The 21,141-nt window shown below is 39.4% G+C and carries 19 protein-coding genes; 11 read left to right on the forward strand and 8 right to left on the reverse strand.

The window, feature by feature from the left end; translation table 11 throughout:
- The first annotated feature begins 45 nt into the window (after positions 1-45).
- From FW754_RS05675 to gluQRS, 4 genes are all read left to right on the forward strand, one after another.
- Positions 46-666 carry an NUDIX domain-containing protein gene (locus tag FW754_RS05675; protein ID WP_446324089.1) on the forward strand — a complete coding sequence of 207 codons (621 nt, stop codon included), beginning with the start codon at positions 46-48 and terminating at the stop codon, positions 664-666.
- Positions 667-675: 9 nt separating this feature from the next.
- Positions 676-1,497, forward strand: a complete 822-nt coding sequence (gene cpdA / locus FW754_RS05680; RefSeq protein ID WP_409510753.1) for a 3',5'-cyclic-AMP phosphodiesterase — start codon at positions 676-678, stop codon at positions 1,495-1,497.
- A gap of 210 nt (positions 1,498-1,707) precedes the next feature.
- Positions 1,708-2,235, forward strand: a complete 528-nt coding sequence (gene dksA, locus FW754_RS05685) for an RNA polymerase-binding protein DksA (protein WP_409510752.1) — start codon at positions 1,708-1,710, stop codon at positions 2,233-2,235.
- A gap of 3 nt (positions 2,236-2,238) precedes the next feature.
- On the forward strand, positions 2,239-3,159 hold the full coding sequence (gluQRS, locus tag FW754_RS05690) for a tRNA glutamyl-Q(34) synthetase GluQRS (protein WP_446324090.1): 921 nt from the start codon (positions 2,239-2,241) through the stop codon (positions 3,157-3,159).
- Positions 3,160-3,217: 58 nt separating this feature from the next.
- Here the strand turns inward: gluQRS and ftsW are convergent, their stop codons facing one another.
- From ftsW to FW754_RS05715, 5 genes are all read right to left on the reverse strand, one after another.
- The gene (ftsW, locus tag FW754_RS05695) at positions 3,218-4,414 is read right to left on the reverse strand and encodes a putative lipid II flippase FtsW (protein WP_409510750.1); all 1,197 of its coding nucleotides are present in this window, start codon (positions 4,412-4,414) and stop codon (positions 3,218-3,220) included.
- 10 nt (positions 4,415-4,424) lie between these two features.
- Positions 4,425-5,783, reverse strand: a complete 1,359-nt coding sequence (gene murD, locus FW754_RS05700) for a UDP-N-acetylmuramoyl-L-alanine--D-glutamate ligase (protein WP_446324091.1) — start codon at positions 5,781-5,783, stop codon at positions 4,425-4,427.
- Between the two features lie 245 nt (positions 5,784-6,028).
- Entirely contained in the window at positions 6,029-6,277 is a 249-nt protein-coding gene (locus tag FW754_RS05705; RefSeq protein ID WP_419346157.1) for a DUF6587 family protein, read from the reverse strand.
- A 30-nt stretch (positions 6,278-6,307) separates the two neighbouring features.
- The gene (feoB, locus tag FW754_RS05710) at positions 6,308-8,167 is read right to left on the reverse strand and encodes a ferrous iron transporter B (RefSeq protein ID WP_419346158.1); all 1,860 of its coding nucleotides are present in this window, start codon (positions 8,165-8,167) and stop codon (positions 6,308-6,310) included.
- A complete protein-coding gene (locus FW754_RS05715) occupies positions 8,164-8,433 on the reverse strand; it encodes a FeoA family protein (protein ID WP_409510746.1) in 270 nt (89 codons plus the stop codon). The genes feoB and FW754_RS05715 overlap by 4 nt, the downstream gene beginning before the upstream one ends.
- A 158-nt stretch (positions 8,434-8,591) precedes the next feature.
- Between FW754_RS05715 and xerD the strand changes: the two genes are divergently transcribed.
- The 4 genes from xerD to thrC all read left to right on the forward strand — a co-directional run bounded on the left by xerD (position 8,592) and on the right by thrC (position 13,107).
- Positions 8,592-9,509, forward strand: coding sequence for a site-specific tyrosine recombinase XerD (gene xerD / locus FW754_RS05720; RefSeq protein ID WP_446324092.1), 918 nt, complete (start codon positions 8,592-8,594; stop codon positions 9,507-9,509).
- Between the two features lie 144 nt (positions 9,510-9,653).
- Positions 9,654-10,469, forward strand: coding sequence for a DsbC family protein (locus FW754_RS05725; RefSeq protein WP_446324173.1), 816 nt, complete (start codon positions 9,654-9,656; stop codon positions 10,467-10,469).
- A gap of 135 nt (positions 10,470-10,604) precedes the next feature.
- The gene (locus tag FW754_RS05730; RefSeq protein WP_409510744.1) at positions 10,605-11,909 is read left to right on the forward strand and encodes a homoserine dehydrogenase; all 1,305 of its coding nucleotides are present in this window, start codon (positions 10,605-10,607) and stop codon (positions 11,907-11,909) included.
- Positions 11,910-11,967: 58 nt separating this feature from the next.
- Positions 11,968-13,107: a threonine synthase gene (thrC, locus tag FW754_RS05735; RefSeq protein WP_409510743.1), complete on the forward strand. Its 1,140-nt coding sequence runs from the start codon at positions 11,968-11,970 to the stop codon at positions 13,105-13,107.
- A 157-nt stretch (positions 13,108-13,264) separates the two neighbouring features.
- Here the strand turns inward: thrC and pbpG are convergent, their stop codons facing one another.
- Positions 13,265-14,335 carry a D-alanyl-D-alanine endopeptidase PBP7/8 gene (pbpG, locus tag FW754_RS05740; RefSeq protein WP_409510742.1) on the reverse strand — a complete coding sequence of 357 codons (1,071 nt, stop codon included), beginning with the start codon at positions 14,333-14,335 and terminating at the stop codon, positions 13,265-13,267.
- 220 nt (positions 14,336-14,555) lie between these two features.
- Between pbpG and gacA the strand changes: the two genes are divergently transcribed.
- The 3 genes from gacA to FW754_RS05755 are packed head-to-tail and all read left to right on the forward strand — an operon-like array spanning position 14,556 to position 18,251.
- Positions 14,556-15,191, forward strand: a complete 636-nt coding sequence (gacA, locus tag FW754_RS05745) for a response regulator transcription factor GacA (RefSeq protein WP_409510741.1) — start codon at positions 14,556-14,558, stop codon at positions 15,189-15,191.
- A 45-nt stretch (positions 15,192-15,236) separates the two neighbouring features.
- Positions 15,237-16,805 (forward strand): sensor histidine kinase, encoded by a 1,569-nt coding sequence (locus FW754_RS05750; RefSeq protein WP_409510740.1) that lies wholly within the window; start codon positions 15,237-15,239, stop codon positions 16,803-16,805.
- An 18-nt stretch (positions 16,806-16,823) separates the two neighbouring features.
- A complete protein-coding gene (locus tag FW754_RS05755) occupies positions 16,824-18,251 on the forward strand; it encodes a sigma-54-dependent transcriptional regulator (RefSeq protein ID WP_409510739.1) in 1,428 nt (475 codons plus the stop codon).
- A 72-nt stretch (positions 18,252-18,323) separates the two neighbouring features.
- Here the strand turns inward: FW754_RS05755 and FW754_RS05760 are convergent, their stop codons facing one another.
- The gene (locus FW754_RS05760; protein ID WP_409510738.1) at positions 18,324-19,493 is read right to left on the reverse strand and encodes a S41 family peptidase; all 1,170 of its coding nucleotides are present in this window, start codon (positions 19,491-19,493) and stop codon (positions 18,324-18,326) included.
- A gap of 29 nt (positions 19,494-19,522) precedes the next feature.
- Complete coding sequence (gene gpmI, locus FW754_RS05765; protein WP_419346161.1) at positions 19,523-21,067, reverse strand: 2,3-bisphosphoglycerate-independent phosphoglycerate mutase; 1,545 nt, start codon at positions 21,065-21,067, stop codon at positions 19,523-19,525.
- Positions 21,068-21,141 lie beyond the last annotated feature (74 nt).

Consider the following 21,141-nt stretch of genomic DNA (forward strand, 5'->3'; position numbering starts at 1 on the left):
TCTCAGTTAGGATGAAGTGAATATGTTTCATCCTGACTTTTAAATATGGATATTATTCAGCAAGCAACTTATCAACACACAGATGTTGAGATTCAATCTCGAGAATTTCTCTATCGAGGCTTTGTGCAGGTTGAAAAAGTCAGTTTACAACATCGTTTATTTAATCAAACCGATTATACCCCTGTTTTTCAACGTGAATTAATCTTACGTAAAGAAGCAGCAGGCGTATTAATCTATAATGATTTGCAGCAAAAATTTGCACTCATTGAACAGTTTCGTATTGGTGCAATGGACGATATAATATCGCCATGGCAACTTGAAATTATTGCGGGGGTACTTGACGGTGATGAAACACCTGAAAGTTGCATTCGTCGTGAAAGCCTAGAAGAATCGGGCTGTGAAATAAATCAATTACAAAAACTTTTCCGTTTTTATCCTTCTGCAGGGGCATGCAATGAAATTTTTCATTTGTATGTTACAGAAGCTAAATTACCTGATCAGGGTGGCATTTTTGGCATGCCTGATGAAAGTGAAAATATAAAACTACATCTCCTTCCTTATTCAGCAATCGATGATCTATTGCAAGGAAGTCGTTTATGTAATGCACCCGTCATTATGGCGGTGCAATGGCTACAACAACATGTGGCAACATTAAAAAATGTCTAGGGGCAAGACATGGCTATACCATTACAACAAAATTTAAGTGATCAAATACACAGTAATAAAATTGTAATTCAAATTACAGATACACACTTGATGGAACATCCTGAACAGGAATTTATTCAAATTAATCCTGAACAAAATTTTCATGCCGTCATCAATGATCTATTACAACAGTATCCAAAAATTGATGCGATTGTCCATACTGGTGATTTAGCGCAAGTTGCCTCGCCTGCGACCTATCAACGTTATGTGAACTATATGGAAAAATTGGGCATCCCTTTTTTTCAAATTCCAGGTAATCATGACGATCTACGTTGTTTTCCGCTACATAACCCTCACCCTGAACCTACCGTGATTGAGTTAGGGCAATGGGCAATGATTTTGCTCAATAGTGCCGTTGCAGGAAAAACCGATGGTTGGATTCAGATGGAACAACTGCAATCTTTACAAACCCTGTTACACAAATATCAAGACAAAAAGATTATTTTGGCCTGTCATCATCATCCATTTGAAATGAAATCGCATTGGATTGATCAGCATAAGCTTAAAAATACAGTCGAATTTACCGATATTTTAAAACAATTTAATCATATTAAAGCTGTAATTTGCGGGCATGTGCATCAAGATTCAATCACTCTTTGGAACAATATTCAGTTCATTTCAACACCTGCAACTTGTATTCAATTCAAGCCTTTAAGTCATAATTTTGCCCTTGACCACATTGCACCTGGTTACCGCTGCTTACATTTAAAAGCCGATGGGCAACTGGAAACTATGGTACATAGACTCGAAAATTACAGCATTACAATAAATGAAGAAATTTCAGGTTATTAGCTTTTAATTTTGATGTTTTTCTATTAAGTTATTGCATCTGAAATGCGATGTAAAAAATCAAATCAAGAGATTGGTGGCTTTCATCTTGCTACAAAATTCTATATGATGATGCCCCCCGATAGCAGCAATCTATCGAGTGCGATAATAACACTTGCATATCACCATATTTTTTACGTATAGATAGTACGTATATGATGAGGAATGCCCTTTATGGCAAATGACAACCAAAATCAAACCCTGGATGATCAGGTTGATCTTGTAGATGAAAAATCTGTAAAACGTGTGCGTAAAGCTAAACCGAAGGCAGCTGAAGCAGGTACCACAGCAAGTCTGTTTGGTATTGAGCCTTATCAGCCTAAGAAAAATGAAGAATACATGTCTGAAGGTCAGCTTGAACACTTCCGCAAAATCCTCCTTGCGTGGAAAGCGGAACTCATGTCTGAGGTTGATCGCACATTAAATACCATGCAGGACGAATCATCTTCTTTGCCGGACGTCAATGACCGTGCAACGCAAGAAGAAGAGTTTGCAATTGAATTACGTACTCGTGACCGTGAACGTAAATTAATTCGTAAAATTGAGCAATCAATTGAAGCAATCAAAAATGATGACTATGGTTTCTGTGAAACGTGTGGTATTGAAATCGGTCTACGTCGCTTAGAGGCTCGTCCTACTGCAACGTTATGTATCGACTGCAAAACACTCGCTGAAATCAAAGAGAAGCAAAATAACGGTTAATTCATGTTATTGAATAATCCTCCCCTGACTCCTCCTTTAAAAAAGCAGGAGGACAATAGGATGGCATATTCAGGTCGGTTTGCACCATCGCCAACCGGCCCTTTGCATTTTGGCTCACTCATCACTGCGGTTGCGAGTTATTGCGATGCCAAAGCACATCAGGGGCAATGGTTTGTACGTATTGAAGATACCGATATTCCACGAATCTATCCCGGCAGTGAAAACCACATTTTACAATGCTTGGATGCGTTTCAGTTTGAGCCTGATGCCGAAATCATTTTTCAAAAAAATCGTCTCGATATTTATGAGTATGTCATTGAGCAATTGCATCAACAGCATTTAGTTTATGCCTGTCAATGCAAACGTAAAATACTTGGTTCTAATCATATTTATACGGGAACATGCAGAGATTTAGCTCTCCCCTTTAAAGATCAAGCTATTCGACTTAAAGTCAATGATCAGGTCATCTGTTTTGACGACTTATTACAGGGACAGCACTGTTCCAATTTACAAGCCGATTTAGGTGATTTTGTCCTTAAACGCAGAGATGGCATCATCAATTATCAACTTGCTGTTGTAGTCGATGATTTTTTACAAGGGATCACACATGTCATCCGAGGTTCAGATCTACTCGATAATACTGAACGGCAAATTTGGCTTGGACAGTGTTTAAACTACCCTAAATTACAGTATATGCATCTGCCTTTAGCCATGAATGCTCATGGAAGTAAGCTATCTAAACAAAACCATGCTGAAGCACTCAATATTCAACATGCTCCTCAAACGCTCGCTCAAGCACTCTCTGCGCTTGGACAACCTCCCGTAGACATCGATCAGCCCTATAAAATGCTCACTCAAGCCATTTCACAGTGGGATCGTAAACTCATTCCTAAAGGCACTGAAATGAACGGTATTTATCAATAAAAAAGCCATTTGAAAACAAATGGCTTTTTTACAACTTCATTTTAAAAATCACTTAAAATTAGAAATTAGATTCTTCTCGTGCAGGATTACTCTTTTGTGTTGTCGCATCAATCTTTAAAATCAGACTGATCATGACCGCACACATAATCAGTGACGAACCACCATAACTAATGAATGGTAAAGTCAAACCTTTAGTTGGTAGCATTCCCATGTTCATTCCTGCATTTACTAGAATCTGCAACAGAAAGATAATACTGATACCGTAAGCCAAATAGCCTGCACGTAAGTAATTATTTTTCAATGCGCGATGCCCAATACTGATACAGCACACCAGTAAGGTGAATGACAAGGCAAGCACAGTCGAAATACCAAAGAAGCCAAATTCTTCACCTAAAATTGCCAGCATGAAGTCAGTATGGGCTTCTGGTAAATACGACATTTTTTGAATACTATGCCCAAGCCCTACACCAAACCATTCACCACGTCCAAATGCCATAAGTGCATTGGATAACTGATAACCAGCACCTAATGGATCGGCCCATGGATTTGAAAATGACATCAAGCGCTCAAAGCGATAAGGCTCAAAAACGATCAAACCAATAAAAGCAATTAAAATAGCACCAAATGCAAAACTAAATTGAATCATTGGCGCACCAGCAAGAAAGAACACACCTAGCATTGAGGCTGCAATCACCACTGTCGCACCTAAGTCTGGCTCAAGAATAATTAAACCAACAGTGAGCACCATCACAATACCAAGTCGTACAAGCCCTTTAATATTATTACGAACTTCTTCTGAACGACGTACCACATAATCGGCGGTAAAAATAGTCATCACGACTTTTGCAACTTCCGTTGCCTGTAAAGTAAAACCACCAATACGAATCCAACGGGTTGAACCGTTGACTTCTGTACCAACCACCAAGACTGCACCAAGTAAAAGAATCGTTCCGATCCACAGCAGAAAGGTATTTTTAAACCAATACTCTAATGCCACCTTATAAGTGATGAATGCCGCAACAGCAGCAACAGCAATAGAAATAGCATGACGAATCACATAGTGAAATGGTGCTTCATGTGAACGTTCAGCATACGGCATAGAAGCAGATGCCACCATGACCGTACCAATACAGAGCAATGCCAGTACACAAAAAATTAAAGTATTTCTAACAGTAATTTCAGCAGGTATTTTAGGTGTAATCCGCTCATAAAGCTGATGCATTTTACTTATGGTTGCCTGAGCTAACCCAGCCATATTCTCTTCCTTATGATTCTTCTTGATTGAGTGCGTTTACATATTCAACAAAATGCTGACCACGTTGTGGATAGCCTGTAAACATATCAAAACTTGCACATGCTGGCGATAATAGCACCACATCATATGCATGCGTATGTTGCTGACTCAAATTAACGGCTTCTTGCAAAGATTCTGCATATAAAAGTGTGGTTGTCCCCTCAATTGCTTTTTCAATCACTGGACGATCTTCCCCAATTAACACCGCAACTTTGGCATATTTTTGTAATGAATCACGCAATGCTGTGAAATCTTGCCCTTTGCCTTGACCACCTAAAATGATCGCAACCTTCCCCCTTTTTGCTTCAATGGCAGCACCTAGACCATCAATTGCAGCAAGTGTTGCACCAATGTTTGTGCCTTTCGAATCATTGTAATAACGCACATTATTGAGCTCACGAACAAACTCACAGCGATGCTCAAGCCCTTTAAATGTTTTTAAAGTTTCTAACATGACATCCATTGGTAAATTAATGGCTTCACCCAAAGCTAAACACGCCAAAGCATTGGCAACATTATGCGTACCTTGAATGTACATCTCTGCACTATTTAATAAACGCTCACGACCTCGCGCAAGCCAAATGTTGCCATTGTCTTCACGAAGGATGCCATATTGATTCAAATCAGGTGCATTTAAACCGAAACTTTGCATAGGTGTGACATCGGGAACCAATGGACGAGTCAGTGAATCATCGCGGTTAAACACGACTTTTTTCACGCCTTGGAAAATACGATGCTTCGCTGTGTGATACGCAAACATATCACCATGACGATCTAAGTGATCTTCACTAATATTCAATACAACAGCGACTTCTGCATTTAAATTGGATGTCGTTTCAAGCTGAAAACTCGATAATTCTAGAATATACAGATCAGGATCATCTTTGGTTAAGTCCAAAGCTGGTCGTCCTAGATTACCTCCAACAGCAACTTTTACACCCGCATTCTTCGCCATCAAACCAATCAATGTGGTCACTGTACTTTTTGCATTTGAACCTGTGATCGCCATAATAGGCTTCTCAGTTGCACGGCGTAAAATTTGAATTTCACTAACAACGGGGATCCCTTGGGCAATCGCTGCCTGAATTTCAGGAAGCTTCGGATCAAGCCCTGGACTAATTACAATTTCTTCAGCTTGTAATAATAGCTCTTGATCCAACTGTCCAAAACTCGTTTGTACTTCTGTTGGAATTTGATCATGTCCCGGTGGTAGCGCACGCGAATCCGTCACAGCAACGCGGTAGCCTTTTTCATGCAAAAAATTTACTGCCGAAACACCTGAAATCCCAAGCCCAGCCACAACCTTTAAACCACCACGTTGTATCAACATTTTTGCTCACCAGCATTTAAATTTTAAAACTTGCAAAATGTTAGCACTTTGGCGATTTGATTGCCTTTTCTGTTTTCACTTTCTCACTCATTTTTTGTGTCCGTGCGTAAATATTCTGTCATCTCTATTTGAGATCATGTTTAAAAAAATGGATCACCTATTATTCAGCCATAAAAAAAGCCACCCTCTTTTGAGAATGGCTTCATTGTTTTATTTAAATGAATCTATCGAAAGCAATTTGAATCCTATTTCCATTTAACCGCTTGTACTTCTATTTTTTTAGATGGTGCTGAATCGGTTGAACATCCACAACCACCGCCACAACCTGCAACCATTGCAGGTTGTAACCATTTTGCGAGTTTCGTCCAACCCTGTGCCTGACAAAGTTGCGAAAGCTTCATAAAAACCGTATATGCCGATTTTGGGAATACTTTTTTAAATACAAAAATCGTACTCCAAATCACCAATGCTGTAATAATCAATAATTCAATCATTTCAAACTCCTTCGCTACGTCTTCAGACCATTAGCCAAAATAGTGTGTCGCAATTTGATAGGTCAAATATGCCATCAAATATGCAAGACCAAATAAATATGCTGTCATCACTGCAACAGTTTTCCACGAACCTGTTTCACGTTTTACCGTTGCCAAAGTTGCTAAGCAGTGTGGCGCATAAATAAACCAAACCAAGAGTGACAAACCTGTCGCAAGCGACCAACTCAGATCACCATGACTGATTAATTGTGATAAACCTTGTGATACTGCATCTTCATCTGTCGCAGACAAGGCATAAACAACACCGAGTGATGCAACAAGAACTTCACGAGCAGCCATTGCCGGAATTAAAGCGATACAAATTTGCCAATTAAAACCAAGGGGTGCAAAAATTGGTTGCATCAAATGACCCAACATCCCAGCAAATGAATAATCAATTGCGGGTAATGTGCCACCTTCAGGCGGTTGTGGGAATGTGCACAAAAACCAAAGCAAAATAGACAACGCAAAGATGATACCACCCACACGTTTTAAGAAAATTTTGGCACGATCCAATAATCCAATCCAAACGCTTTTTACATCAGGAATACGGTAACTTGGCAATTCCATAAGTAACGCATGTTCTGATTTATCTTTTTGGAAGAATTTCAATACCGTTGCAACAATCAACGCACTGACAATACCTGACATATACAAAGCAAAGAGTACCAAACCTTGTAGATTAAACATGCCCCAAACAGTTGTGCTTGGAATGAATGCAGCGATTAATAAGGCATATACGGGTAAGCGTGCCGAGCAAGTCATTAGTGGTGCAACAAAAATCGTGGTTAAACGATCTCGTGGATCACTAATACTTCGTGTCGCCATAATACCAGGAACAGCACAAGCAAAACTTGAGAGTAATGGAATAAATGCTCGACCACTTAGACCTGCTTTAAACATCAATTTATCGAGCAAGAATGCTGCACGAGGTAAATAGCCTGATTCTTCTAAAACCAATATAAAGAAAAATAGAATTAGAATCTGCGGTAGGAAGACAACAACGCCCCCAGCACCTGCAATCACACCATCCACAACCAAACTATTTAGCATTGGATGAGCAATAAATGAACCGACAAATTCACCAAGCCATGCAAATGTATCTTCAATTAAGGTCATGACAGGTTCAGCCCAAGCAAATACGGCTTGGAAAACCACAAACATCATCACTGCAAGACTAAGTAACCCTAAGACTGGATGTAAGAAAATTTTATCGAGAAAATCTGTACGTTTATCTTCTTCGTCAGCAAAGTTGACCACATCTTTTAAAATCTGTTCAACTTTTTCATGATTTGTTCCTGACAGATGAACATCGCTCAACTCCGTATCTTGTGTACGGAATTTCTTTTGATCAAGTGCATTCATCAGGTTTTCAATACCTGAATTACGTACTGCAACCGTTTCAATCACAGGTACACCCAAACGTTGTGAGAGTTTCTGTGTGTTGATTTGCATACCACGGCGACGTGCTTCATCCATCATGTTAAGCACAAGTAAAATCGGTTTACCTTGTGCAATCACTTCGAGGACTAGACCCAAATGCAATTTTAAATTGGTTGCATCGACAATACACAAGAATGCATCTTGTTCCTGCTCTTCTGCAATTTTACCCATGACTACATCACGGGTAATTTCTTCATCTGGACTTGTTGCATTAAGGCTATATGTTCCCGGCAAATCTAAGACACGAACACCTTGCCCTGAAGGCAATGTAAAGGTCCCGACTTTACGTTCGACCGTAACGCCTGCATAGTTGGCAACTTTTTGACGTGTCCCTGTCAAATGGTTGAATAGTGATGTTTTACCGCAGTTCGGATTTCCTACCAAAGCAATACGTAAAGCTTCGCTCATGTAGGTACCCCTGTTGATGCATCTGCAATTTCGATTTTTTCCGCCTCAACTTTACGTAAAGCAAAACGTGTAAAACCAACTTGAATTAAAATTGGGTCACCACCAAAGATACCTTTAGTGATGACTTGCACTCGTGTACCAGGAACAAAACCTAATGTTTCCAAACGACTCGCGACCATATCAGGACGCTGTGTTTCTGTGTTTTCGACTCGAGCGACCTTGGTAATCACAGCCGAGTGCTTTACCTTTAATTCTGACAAACGCACGGTAAATAACCCTAAAATCAATGTATATCTACCGTTTAGTATACATACAAATGAGAATAATTACCAAATCATGTTTGATAATAATTCTCATTTATTTTGTGATTCGACATCTTGTAAATTTTGCTCTACATTGCTGTAAAAGGATTGTTTTTATCACTATGCTCAATAAAAAGCCTCGCATCCCCACTGCTGTTCAAATCCCTGTTAATTATGATTTTTTACAAGGTTTCCGTGATGATTTGATTGCTCAATCCGTCAGTCCACATACTCGAAATGCTTATTTATCTGATCTCATTAACTGTGCAGATCTTTTAGTTCAGCCCATGCCTAATTGGAGTCATGATGATATTTCTGATGTATTGATTGCGTTAACAAAGCAAGGAAAAAGCCCTCGTTCAATTGCACGAGCATTATCTGCATTACGTTCATTTTTTAAATTTTTACGTGAACAACATTTCCGCTCAGATAATCCTGTCAGCACACATAAAACACCAAAATTAGGACGCTCATTGCCAAAGGATTTGTCAGAAGAAGATGTTGATGCGCTCATTCAAGCACCCGATTTAAATACGGCACTAGGACTGCGTGATCGCGCCATGCTCGAAGTTTTGTATGCCTGTGGTTTACGTGTGACAGAACTGCTCAATCTACGTTTAGAACTGATTAATCTCAAACAAGGCTATTTACGCATTGTTGGTAAAGGCAATAAAGAACGCCTTGTACCTATGGGTGAGGTTGCTTGTGAATGGATTGAAAAATATTTAATAGATTCACGTCCTCAATTATATAAATCGGCAACGGATTATTTATTTTTAACTCAACATGGCGGCATTATGAGTCGGCAGAATTTTTGGTACGCCATTAAACGCTATGCACTCCAAGCAGGTATACAATCGGATTTATCTCCGCATACGTTACGTCATGCCTTTGCAACACACTTGCTCAATCACGGTGCTGACTTACGTGTCGTCCAAATGCTTCTTGGTCATAGTGATTTATCAACCACTCAAATTTATACGCATGTTGCACAAGTCCGTATGCAACAGCTTCATGCACAACATCATCCTCGTGCATAAACTATAACTTCTATTTTTTGTGGCAAACTGATTTATATCGCCAAATTTCACCACTTAATCAAGTTTTAACAAAGTCTAGGCAATTTTTTGCTATGCTGATTGTCTAAAATGAATTTCCACGCAGAACAACATAAAGAGTTATTTATGCCATTTACCCGTTCAAAATTAATGCTTGCTTGTACACTTGCAACTGGATTGCTTTTTTCAGGATGTTCAAACTCAAAAGAGAGCAAAAACGATGATGGAACATTGACGGCAACTGCACCTGCAACAGGTGAAGCATCCAATTTGAGCGAGCGTAATGCGAAAGAACGTTTAATTCAGACTCTACAAGGTCATTTTAAAAAAGCCAACATCAATGCAAAAATTACCGACATTAAACAGACTGAAGTGCCAAATTTATATTGGGTTAGCATGGAAGGCATGTCATCAGTATATGCAACCAGCGATGGCAAATATATTATTCAGGGCGATGTCATTCGTTTAGGCGGAACTGAACTCAGTAGTATCAGTGACAAATTGCAGTCGACTGAAAATAAAAAGCACTTTGAAAATTTGAAAAAAGAAGATTTATTGGTTTACCCTGCACAAGGTAAAACAAAACATGTGATCTATGTCTTTACTGATGCAAGCTGTCCGTATTGTCATAAGCTGCATGAGCACATTCCTGAAATTACCGCTCAAGGTATTGAAATCCGATATATCGCATGGCCTCGTGGTGATCAGTTCATGCCTGCAATGGAAAGCATTTGGTGTAGTAAAGACCGTGCCGCAGCATTTGATCAAGCGATTGCTGGCGTACAGCTTCCTCCTGCAAACTGTAAAAATCCTGTCCGTGATATGTATCAGCTCGGTCTGAATATGGGCGTGAACGGTACACCTGCAATTTACAATTCAGAAGGTGAATATTTGGGGGGTTACATGACCGCAGATGAAATTTCAAAGCGTTTAAATAAATAATTTTTATCAGTAAATTTACTATTATTTATAGCTAAAACAGCAATACATATAAAGATGCGTCAGGCTCTAGAGTCTGGCGCATTTTTTAGCTATGATCTAAGCTTAATACAATTTAAATGCATAATGGAGTGTGACGTGAAACCTGTGCGTCTGGCAATACTCGGTCTTGGTACCGTAGGCGGTGGTGCCCTTAAACTATTACAAGAAAACGCTGCTGAAATTAGACGTCGAACTGGTCGAGAAATTGAAATTACCCACGTGGGTACTCGTCGTCCACGCCCCGATTTAAATTTACCAGCAAGCATTAAGCAAAGTGCTGATCTGCTCGACATTGTTCGTCAACCTGATGTAGATGTTGTGGTTGAGGTGATGGGCGGTATTCATCCTGCTTATGAAGTCATGATGGAAGCCATCAAACATGGCAAACATATTGTGACTGCAAATAAAGCCTTACTTGCAGAACATGGCAATGAATTGTTTAAAGCGGCTGAAGATCACCATGTTCAAGTCGCATATGAAGCTGCGGTTGCTGGTGGTATTCCAATCATTAAAGTGATTCGTGAAGGTTTGGCTGCAAATAAAATTGAATGGCTTGCAGGCATTATCAATGGTACGGGTAACTTTATCCTCACAGAAATGAGCGAAAAAGGTCGTGCCTTTGATGACGTACTCAAAGAAGCGCAAGAACTTGGTTATGCAGAAGCAGATCCAACGTTTGACGTAGAAGGTATTGATGCTGCACACAAGTTAACGATTTTGGCATCATGTGCATTTGGTATTCCGCTACAGTTTGACAAGGTCTATACCGAAGGTATCACCAAAATCACAGCACAAGATGTCAAATATGCTGAAGAACTTGGCTATAAAATAAAACACTTAGGTATTGCTCGCCGTTCAGCAAAAGGCATTGAACTTCGTGTACATCCAACTTTAATTCCTGATGAAGAACTCATTGCAAATGTAAATGGCGTGAAAAATGCTGTTCTTGTTCAAGCCAATGCAGTGGGTCCAACATTGTACTACGGCGCTGGTGCTGGTGCAGGTCCAACAGCCTCTGCTGTGGTTGCCGATGTTGTCGATATTGTTCGTGACATTATTTACACAGAAGATGGTGCAGGTACTATTCCACAGCTTGCCTTTGAAGCACTTTCAGACTTGCCAATTTTAAGCAGTGATGAAATGACGACAGGTTATTATCTGCGTATCAATGCTGAAGATCAAACGGGTGTACTTGCTGATGTCACCACAATTTTGAGCCGTTTAGGCATTGGAATTGATGCGATTATGCAACAGCCACGCTTAAAAGATTTGATTCCTATTGTGATCCTCACTGATCCAATTCAAGAATCGAAAATGAATGAAGCAATTGCTAAAATTCAGGCTTTATCTTTCGTTCATGGCGAAGCTGTACGAATTCGTTTAGAATTGCTTGATAACTAATCGGGTTGGGGGTAGTCATGCCCTCTACCAGCTCTACTCATAAATTTGGAACACCACCATGTCTACTGCAAATCGCTATACAGGACTTGTTGATCGCTATCGTGACCGCTTACCCGTTTCTGCAACAACCCCTGCAATCTCTCTCGGTGAAGGTAATACGCCTCTCATTAAACTTGCAAATATTCCTCGTTTAATTGGTAAGAATGTCGAAATTTATGTGAAGTACGAAGGTTTAAACCCGACTGGTTCATTTAAAGACCGTGGTATGACCATGGCTGTAACAAAGGCTGTTGAAGAAGGCTCTAAAGCAATTATCTGTGCATCTACAGGCAATACTTCTGCTGCGGCTGCGGCTTATGCTGCTCGTGCCGGTATCAAAGCATTCGTTTTAATCCCTGAAGGCAAAATTGCCATGGGTAAAATGGCACAAGCGATGATGTATGGTGCTATTACTATGCAAATTCGTGGTAACTTCGATGACGGTATGCGCCTTGTTAAAGAAGTTGCAGACCAAGCGCCTGTAACGATTGTAAACTCAATTAATCCGTACCGTTTACAAGGTCAAAAGACCATTGCATACGAAATCGTAGATGAACTTGGTCGTGCACCTGATTATCACTGCTTACCTGTAGGTAATGCAGGAAATATCACTGCACACTGGATGGGTTATACCGAAGCTGTAGCAAACCAACCCGTAGGCGAGTTTGAGCAAGTTATTTATGACGCTACAACTGATGCCTTCACAGGTCCTAAACCTGAAGGCTTACCAACAATGGTAGGTTACCAAGCTTCAGGTGCAGCTCCATTCTTACGTGGCGCTCCGGTAGAAAATCCTGAAACAATTGCAACTGCAATTCGTATTGGTAATCCACAGAGTTGGAACCATGCGAAAGCTGTTGTACGAGACTCAAAGGGTTGGTTTGATGAACTAACTGATGCTGAAATCTTAGATGCTCAACGTATGCTTTCTATGTATGAAGGTGTATTTGTAGAGCCAGCTTCTGCTGCATCGATTGGTGGTGCAATCCGTGACCTTAAAGCAGGTAAAATTCCTGAAGGTTCAGTCATTGTATGTACTGTAACAGGTAATGGCTTAAAAGATCCTGATACTGCAATCAAACAATGTTCTGATGCAGTCATGTTGTCTATTGATGCCACTATGGATCAAGTACGTGATTCAATTCTTTCAAATATGTAAAATTTGAACGTATAAAAAACCTGCCAAGCGCAGGTTTTTTTATTTTTTAAATTCAAAATAATAATACGACATCCGTTTTAATCCCAATAAAATAAAAAATGCTTCTCAAAAGAAGCATTTTTTGATTACACAATTTATTTCAATAAGATCAAATAAATTAAATACGTTTTGGTAAATTACTTACCCAATTCATTAGATTAGTTGCATCATTAGTACGTGCTTGAGATGTACTTGCTCCAAGTAACACAACAACAGCAGGACGGCTATTCACAGTAGTATGCATCACCACACAACGCCCTGCTTCATTGATATAACCTGTTTTTGAAATATTGATATTCCAGCCACCGTTACGTACTAATGCATTGGTGTTATTAGATTTCAATACACGATAACCTAAATTGAAGTCATAATGCGCTGTAGTGGAAAATTGACGGATCAAACCATATTGTGATGCTGCACTGACCAAAATACCTAAATCACGTGCTGATGCGATATTACGTACATCTAAACCTGTAGATTCAACATAGTGCGTTGAATTCATACCTAACTGACGTGCTTTGGCATTCATTGCTGCAACAAATGCAGTACGACCACCTGGATATGTACGTGCTAAAGCAGCGGCTGCAGGATTTTCCGATTTCATGAGTGCCACAAGTAACATTTCAGCACGATTCATAGTATCGCCCGCTTTCAACGTTGAACTTGAGTTTTTACCGCCCGCACCTGCAAAATCAATCTGTTGCAAAGTAATATCTTCAGACATATTTAAACGTGCATCAGAGGTTACAACGGCTGTCATCAACTTAGTAATCGATGCAATTGGTAAGGCTGTATTGGTATTTTTACTATAGAGCACTTCACCTGTATTCGCATCCATCACCAATGCAGCTCGTGAATTTACAGATGGCTGATTACTATAACTATTTGTATCTGAAATATAAATAGATTTTGGTGTAGTACTACTTACTGTATTACGATTGGTTGTATTCGCTGTATTCGACGTACGCAATGTTGTCGTAATAGTGGTTGAGCCTTGTGGAGATGGTTCATCATCATCCAAAGAGTCATTGTTTAATAGTTGGCTTGCATCTGATGAAGACCAACTGATAGAAGCCTGACTGCTACTCCCAGAAGGATTCATGACTAGATCTGCAAAACTCGTTGAACTTAGACCAAAGAGTACTGATAGACTCAATACACTCATCAATGTTTTTTTAGATTTTTTCACGGTTACCTACTCATTTCGGGAGGTGTTCAGCAATCTTGCTTCTTACCTCGAATATGACTTACATTTACACACTGTCGCGAATAATATAAATTTACGAAATTGTGCATGATGATTCTATAAGGATTATGGATAGCATTGCCAATTTTGTTGTGACATTGCAAGTGAATTTTGCTTTATGTAACAAAAAACATGATATTAAAATCATTAATAGAGGTGATATGTGATTACAGTTCTCGTCGTTGATGACCATGAATTAGTGCGTACAGGGATCTGTCGCATGTTAGAAGATCAAGTCGATGTACAAGTGATTGGTCAAGCTGAATCTGGCGAAGAAGCGATTGCCTTAGTACGCCAACATCACCCCAATGTCGTTTTGCTTGATGTTAACATGCCCGGTATTGGCGGTGTAGAAACAACTCGCCGCTTACTCCAAACTGCACCAGAAACCAAAGTACTTGCTGTCAGTGGACTTGCTGAAGAGCCTTATCCATCCTTATTATTAAAAGCAGGTGCTCGAGGCTATATTACTAAAGGCGCACCTATTACAGAAATGCTGCGTGCCATTAAAAAAGTTATGCAAGGCGGTAAATATTTCAGTGCCGATATTGCAGAACAATTGGCAAGTTCATATCTCTCCGACACACAAACCTCACCTTTCGATGCATTATCTGAACGAGAAATGCAAGTGGCAATGATGGTAGTAAATTGTATTAGCGCACAAGAAATTTCCGATAAACTTTTTGTCAGTGTCAAAACCGTCAATACTTATCGTTATCGAATTTTTGAAAAATTGACAATCGATAGCGATGTAAAACTGACGCATCTTGCTATTCGTTACGGTTTAATTAAACCTTAAATCTAACTTTCTTTAATTGATTTGATTAAAAATCCGAGCATCGTTATGACTCCATCGGTATCCGTTTCTATGTCTCAGACGATGTACCGACTTGGATCGTCATATACGGGCTATCGGCTGATTACATCTGCAAGCCTGATTCTGATTTTTTTACTTACGTTAAATAATCAAACACTGCACTATGAATCGCCTGGACTGTATTTATATTCACTGATTATTTATGCCATTTTAAGTGCCGCACAATTGGCCTTATTAAAATTTTTCCCTCGTGCTATCTCAACACAATTAATTGCTATTTTTGCAATTGATGTCATTTTTTTAAGCACTTTGACCTTTGCATTAGGCGGACCTAATGTTTCTATTGGTCTACTGTTTGTAATTACGGTCTTTGCATCCAATTTTTTACTGACACGCAATAAAGCCTTACTCATAACACTTTCTGCCGTCATTGCAGTGGTTTATCAACAATTTTTTGGTAGCTATTTTGATTATTCCAATTTAAATAATATCGGCAATAGTGTTTTCCTCGCTTTTTTGTTTTTTGTCGTCCATGCCATTGGGCAGATTGCCATTCGTCGCTTTCAAGTACTTGAATCACTTAACAGCCATCAATCAATTGAATTATTCAAATTACAAAATATTAACCGCTACATTTTAGAGCAAATTGAAGTTGGTTATTTGGTCTTAGATGAGCAATGTAAAATTCTAGTCAGTAACCCTGCGGCTTGTTCATTACTTGGAATTTCATCACTTTATGCACATCAGCAGTATCATTTAGCAAACTTCCAACCCGATCTTTTTGAAAATCTCAGAGACGCAACGTTAAGAGATGGTGAACGCTTTCAATTCCAATCAAAGCAATCTTCTTATACCGTTGATATTCGTGTGCAAAAACTGATTGTGCCTCATCAGGCTTTAACCTTACTTGTTCTTGAAGATGCACAAAAACTCAATCAAAATGTACAACAACTTAAACTTGCAGCATTAGGTCAACTCTCAGCGAGTATTGCTCATGAAATTCGCAATCCCCTAGCGGCCATTGCACAAGCCAATGAGTTAAACCAAGATAGCGATGAAGAACAAAAAATCATGCTCAATCAAATGATTGCTAAACAAACACAACGTATTGATAAAATTATTAAAGATACATTGGATATGGCAAGAAATAAAAAAACCAAAACGAGCCTCATTGATGTCCAAATTTTTATTGAAGATTTACTCCAACACGATTTACATGATGCTCAAACGCAAATTGAACTGCAGCTAAAATCAAACTATGAAATTTACTTTGATGAATCACAATTACGTCAAATTTTGGTCAATCTCATACGTAATGCCTTAAGACATAATCCAGAATATGCAAATGCTATTCAACTCAATATCCATGCCCAAGAAAATATGTTATTTTTTGATGTGATCGATTTCGGTCATGGCATCGCAAAACAAGATTTATCGCAACTTTTTCAACCGTTTTTCAGTACCGAAATCAATGGAACTGGTTTAGGATTATATCTATCACACAGTCTATGTGAAGCCAATCAGGCAAAACTAGTCTATGTAGAGCAAAAACAACAAGGGGCATGCTTTCGAATTGAATGCCCACTCACACATTAAATTAGGTTTTTTGGGGATATGACAACAAAGCAATCTTTGGTCTTATTGGTCGATGATGAACCTGACCTATGTACACTCATGCAAATGACTCTCTCACGCATGGGCATAAAAACGCATATTGCACATCATCTACAACAAGCACGCTATTTTTTTACAGAGTATAAATATGATGCCTGTATTACCGACTTAAACTTACCTGATGGTAGTGGTTTAGATTTAGTTCGTCATGTCTCTGAACATTATCCAAAAACCCCAATTGCCGTACTCACCGCTTATGGCAATATGGAAATTGCGATTTCTGCACTTAAAGCAGGTGCTTTTGATTTTGTCAGTAAACCCATTAATCAAATGCATTTGAATCAATTAATGCAAAAGGCACTGCATGTGCCACAAGCCGATGCTGAAGTAAATTTACAACTCGAACATCGTATGCTAATTGGTGATTCTGATCTTATTCAGAAACTTCGTGAAGCCATTAAAAAAATTGCTCGCTCACAAGCACCAGTATTCATTACGGGGGAATCAGGCACAGGCAAAGAAGTTGTTGCCAATCTTATCCACCAACTCAGTAATCGTAGTGATTGTCCTTTTGTCGCAATTAATTGTGGCGCGATTTCAGATGAGCTAATCGAAAGTGAATTGTTTGGGCACATTAAAGGTTGTTTTTCAGGTGCAACCCAAGACAAACAGGGGCTGATTCAAGCATCCAATGGCGGTAGTCTATTTTTAGATGAAATTGCCGAGTTAAGTATGGCAACCCAAGTCAAGCTATTGCGTGCCGTACAAGAAAAGAAAATTCGTCCTTTAGGCAGTGATAAAGAGATTGAAGTCGATTTTCGTATTATTAGTGCGAGCCATCAGGACTTAGAGCGCTTAGTTGAACAAGGTAAATTCCGTCAGGATTTATTTTTCCGTATTCATGTCATGGATATCGTTTTACCCCCATTACGTGATCATAAAAGTGATATTCCTGCGCTTGCAGCACATTTTATAGCGCAAATTTGCCGTGAATGGGGAATTCCAAATAAAAAACTCACCGAAAAAGCACTCAATTTTTTAATACAACAACAGTATCCTGGTAATGTCCGTGAACTACGCAATATTGTCGAACGTGCCATTACACTGAGCGATGATGATCGGATTGACTTACAGCACTTACAATCTGCACCTATGCGTGTTTTACAGAAAACAGAACCGAATAACACCACAGCCAGCAACGAGGCTGTAACGCCTATTTCAACCGTAGATAAAGCTAAAAGTGATGCCTTACAAATTCCTGAGGAAGGTTTAGAACAGTTCCTTGAAAATGTTGAAAAGGAAGTTCTGCTCAATGCTTTGAATCAAACCCATTGGAACCGCACACTTGCTGCGAAGAAACTCGGCATGACCTTCCGTTCACTGCGTTATCGATTGAAAAAGTTTGGACTCGATACTGATGATGACTAAAACGAAAGTCATCTAAATAAAAAAATGAGGATGATTGTCCTCATTTTTTATTTAACTTTATATAAATTAAAGCTATTTATGCTTGATCAACATCTCTGCAACATTATTCAAATAAGTATCTTCTTTCATATCTAAAGGCCATGCATATTCTTGATTGGGACGAATCCCTTGACCATCAATCATGCTTTCCTTTGGGGTGAAATAATGCGATACCGTCATTTGTAGAGCCGCACCATTGGCAAGTGGAAAGAGCTTTTGTACGACACCTTTCCCATAACTTTTTTCACCTAAGACCCATGCACGCTGATGCTCTTTCAAAGCGGCTGTAAATACTTCGGCTGCCGAAGCTGAACGCCCATTGATAAGGATACCAAGTTTTAAATTCTGAAATTCATTGCCCGGCAATGCCTGAAATTGTTGATCACCTTCTGAGCGACTTTTAGTCGAAACAATCACGCCTTGATTTAAAAATAAATCTGCTGTTTCAACAGAAGATGACAACAATCCTCCTGGATTATTGCGTAAATCAATCAGTACCGCTTTTAATTTACTTGGATTATTTTCTTCAATTAAACGCTTAATTTCATTGGCTGTATCTTGTTGAAAAACTCGTACATGCAAAACAAGGACTTGGTTGTGCAATAGCGTGGCTTCAATATCAGCCACATCCATTTTTTTATTTCGCACAATGCTCATTACAGGACTATTGGCATTGAGCTGTAATTGTAAAGTCGAACCTATTGAGCCATGTAATAAATCTTCAACTTGTTCTCTGTTCAGATTTTTGAGTTCCTGATTATCGAGTTTAAAAATGGTAAAACCATTTTTAAGACCCAATTTATAAGAGTCTGAATTTACAGTTAAATTTTTGATTTGCCACTGACGATTGTGATTATCATAGTTCAATTCAAAATCGACTGTCGCCAAATCACTTTCAGTATATTGAACGAGTTGTTTATATTCTTCAGGACTTAAATAACGTGAATATCGATCTAAGCCACCAACCAAACCTTTGATCGCTTGTAAAAATAAAGCATCATCCGATTTTTCCGTGACATAGTTTTGTTTGACTGTGCCATAAATTTGCACAAATTGTTCAATGGACTCTACTGGAACTTCGGCAATGCTCTGCTCCGGATCATCCATTTCTAAAGAATCATCATATTCCGCTGCATAAAGTGAATGACTTGCACTCATCAATAAACCTGTTAAAACCGTAATGTATTTCCAGTTCCGTAGCATTCATTCACCCGATGCATTGAATATCAATATTATTTTAATGTAATGAGATTACGACCTTTCATATCACTCGGTACAGGTAACTGCATCAAACTCAATAGGGTCGGTGCAACATCGGCAAGAACACCACCGTCGGCAATGGTTGCAGCCGTTGGGCCAACATAGATAAAGGGTACAAGTTCCGTGGTATGCTGGGTATGTACTTGACCACTCACGTAATCTTGCATTTGTTCAACATTACCATGATCGGCAGTAATCAGCATATGCCCTTTCCGCGCCATTACAGCTTCATACAAACGACCTAAACAAGTATCGACTGTTTCAACCGCTTTAACCGCAGCATCAAACACACCAGTATGCCCAACCATATCACCATTGGCATAGTTCACTACCAACAAATCGAACTCGCCTGAATTGACCGCAGCAACCAATTCGTCAGTGACTTCTATGGCACTCATTTCTGGTTTTAGATCATATGTAGCAACATTTGGCGATGGAATCAAAATACGTTTTTCACCCGGATACTCATCTTCACGACCACCGCTAAAGAAGAATGTAACGTGTGCATATTTTTCAGTTTCGGCAATACGCAGTTGAGTTTTACCTAAACTTGATAGATATTCACCAATCGAGTTTTTAAGTGCATCTGGCATATAAGCCACAGGTGCATCAATGCTTGCTTGATAGCGTGTCAACATGACAAATTTAGAAAGTTTTGGCACAACTTTACGTTCAAAATTAGCAAAGTCTTTTTCTACAAATGCTTTGGTAATTTCACGTGCACGGTCGGCACGGAAGTTCATGAAGACAATGCTGTCGCCATCAGATACTTTCGCAACATCACCAATACGAGTTGCTTTGACAAATTCGTCATTTTCCCCTGCCGCATAAGCAAGTTCTAAACCTTCTGTTGCAGAGGTTGCAATACGTACTGCTTCGCCTTCAGTCATTAAACGATAAGCTTGCTCAACACGATCCCAACGGTTGTCACGATCCATTGCAAAATAACGACCAATCATGGTCGCAATCCGCCCTTGATTTGGATATTTAGCAAAGACAGCATCTAATTTTTGTAATGATGGCTGTGCGCTACGTGGTGGTGTATCTCGACCATCAAGGAAAGCATGTAAATACACGGTTGCTCCACGCTTTAGTGCAAGCTCTACCATCGCAACAATATGATCTTCATGAGAGTGTACACCGCCTTGAGACAACAAGCCCATGATGTGCACTGCACCATTTGCTGCTTTGGCTTTTTCAACAGCATCGATAAGGACTTCGTGCTCGAAAAAATCACCTGTACGAATATCTTTGGTAATACGTGTGAAATCTTGATACAACACACGACCTGCACCCAAGTTCATGTGACCCACTTCAGAGTTGCCCATTTGACCATCAGGCAAACCCACATCTTCACCTGAACCTGAAATCAAACTATGCGGATGCTTATCCTGCATCATGGTTAGATTTGGCGTTTTTGCTGCTAAAAACGCATTATCTTCGACCGCTTCACGATGACCCACACCATCCATAATCACTAGAACGTGCGGGATTTTGCCAGCAGTTGCATCCGTCATAATTTTCACTCTTTAATGTTTACAAGTTAATCATTCTATCTTACCGAATTTCCCAGTAAGACTCTATGTTCTCT

Source organism: Acinetobacter sp. 1207_04, from assembly GCF_052850415.1.

Bases quoted from the DNA above. Each gene is read 5' to 3' on its own strand.
- FW754_RS05675 (WP_446324089.1), top strand. From the start codon at position 46: ATGGATATTATTCAGCAAGCAACTTATCAACACACAGATGTTGAGATT.
- FW754_RS05755 (WP_409510739.1), top strand. From the start codon at position 16,824: ATGACAACAAAGCAATCTTTGGTCTTATTGGTCGATGATGAACCTGAC.
- thrC (WP_409510743.1), top strand. From the start codon at position 11,968: ATGTCTACTGCAAATCGCTATACAGGACTTGTTGATCGCTATCGTGAC.
- feoB (WP_419346158.1), bottom strand. From the start codon at position 8,167: ATGAGCGAAGCTTTACGTATTGCTTTGGTAGGAAATCCGAACTGCGGT.
- ftsW (WP_409510750.1), bottom strand. From the start codon at position 4,414: ATGGCTGGGTTAGCTCAGGCAACCATAAGTAAAATGCATCAGCTTTAT.
- FW754_RS05705 (WP_419346157.1), bottom strand. From the start codon at position 6,277: ATGATTGAATTATTGATTATTACAGCATTGGTGATTTGGAGTACGATT.
- gluQRS (WP_446324090.1), top strand. From the start codon at position 2,239: ATGTTATTGAATAATCCTCCCCTGACTCCTCCTTTAAAAAAGCAGGAG.
- gpmI (WP_419346161.1), bottom strand. From the start codon at position 21,067: ATGACGGATGCAACTGCTGGCAAAATCCCGCACGTTCTAGTGATTATG.
- dksA (WP_409510752.1), top strand. From the start codon at position 1,708: ATGGCAAATGACAACCAAAATCAAACCCTGGATGATCAGGTTGATCTT.
- FW754_RS05760 (WP_409510738.1), bottom strand. From the start codon at position 19,493: ATGCTACGGAACTGGAAATACATTACGGTTTTAACAGGTTTATTGATG.
- FW754_RS05725 (WP_446324173.1), top strand. From the start codon at position 9,654: ATGCCATTTACCCGTTCAAAATTAATGCTTGCTTGTACACTTGCAACT.
- cpdA (WP_409510753.1), top strand. From the start codon at position 676: ATGGCTATACCATTACAACAAAATTTAAGTGATCAAATACACAGTAAT.
- FW754_RS05750 (WP_409510740.1), top strand. From the start codon at position 15,237: ATGACTCCATCGGTATCCGTTTCTATGTCTCAGACGATGTACCGACTT.
- murD (WP_446324091.1), bottom strand. From the start codon at position 5,783: ATGTTGATACAACGTGGTGGTTTAAAGGTTGTGGCTGGGCTTGGGATT.
- xerD (WP_446324092.1), top strand. From the start codon at position 8,592: ATGCTCAATAAAAAGCCTCGCATCCCCACTGCTGTTCAAATCCCTGTT.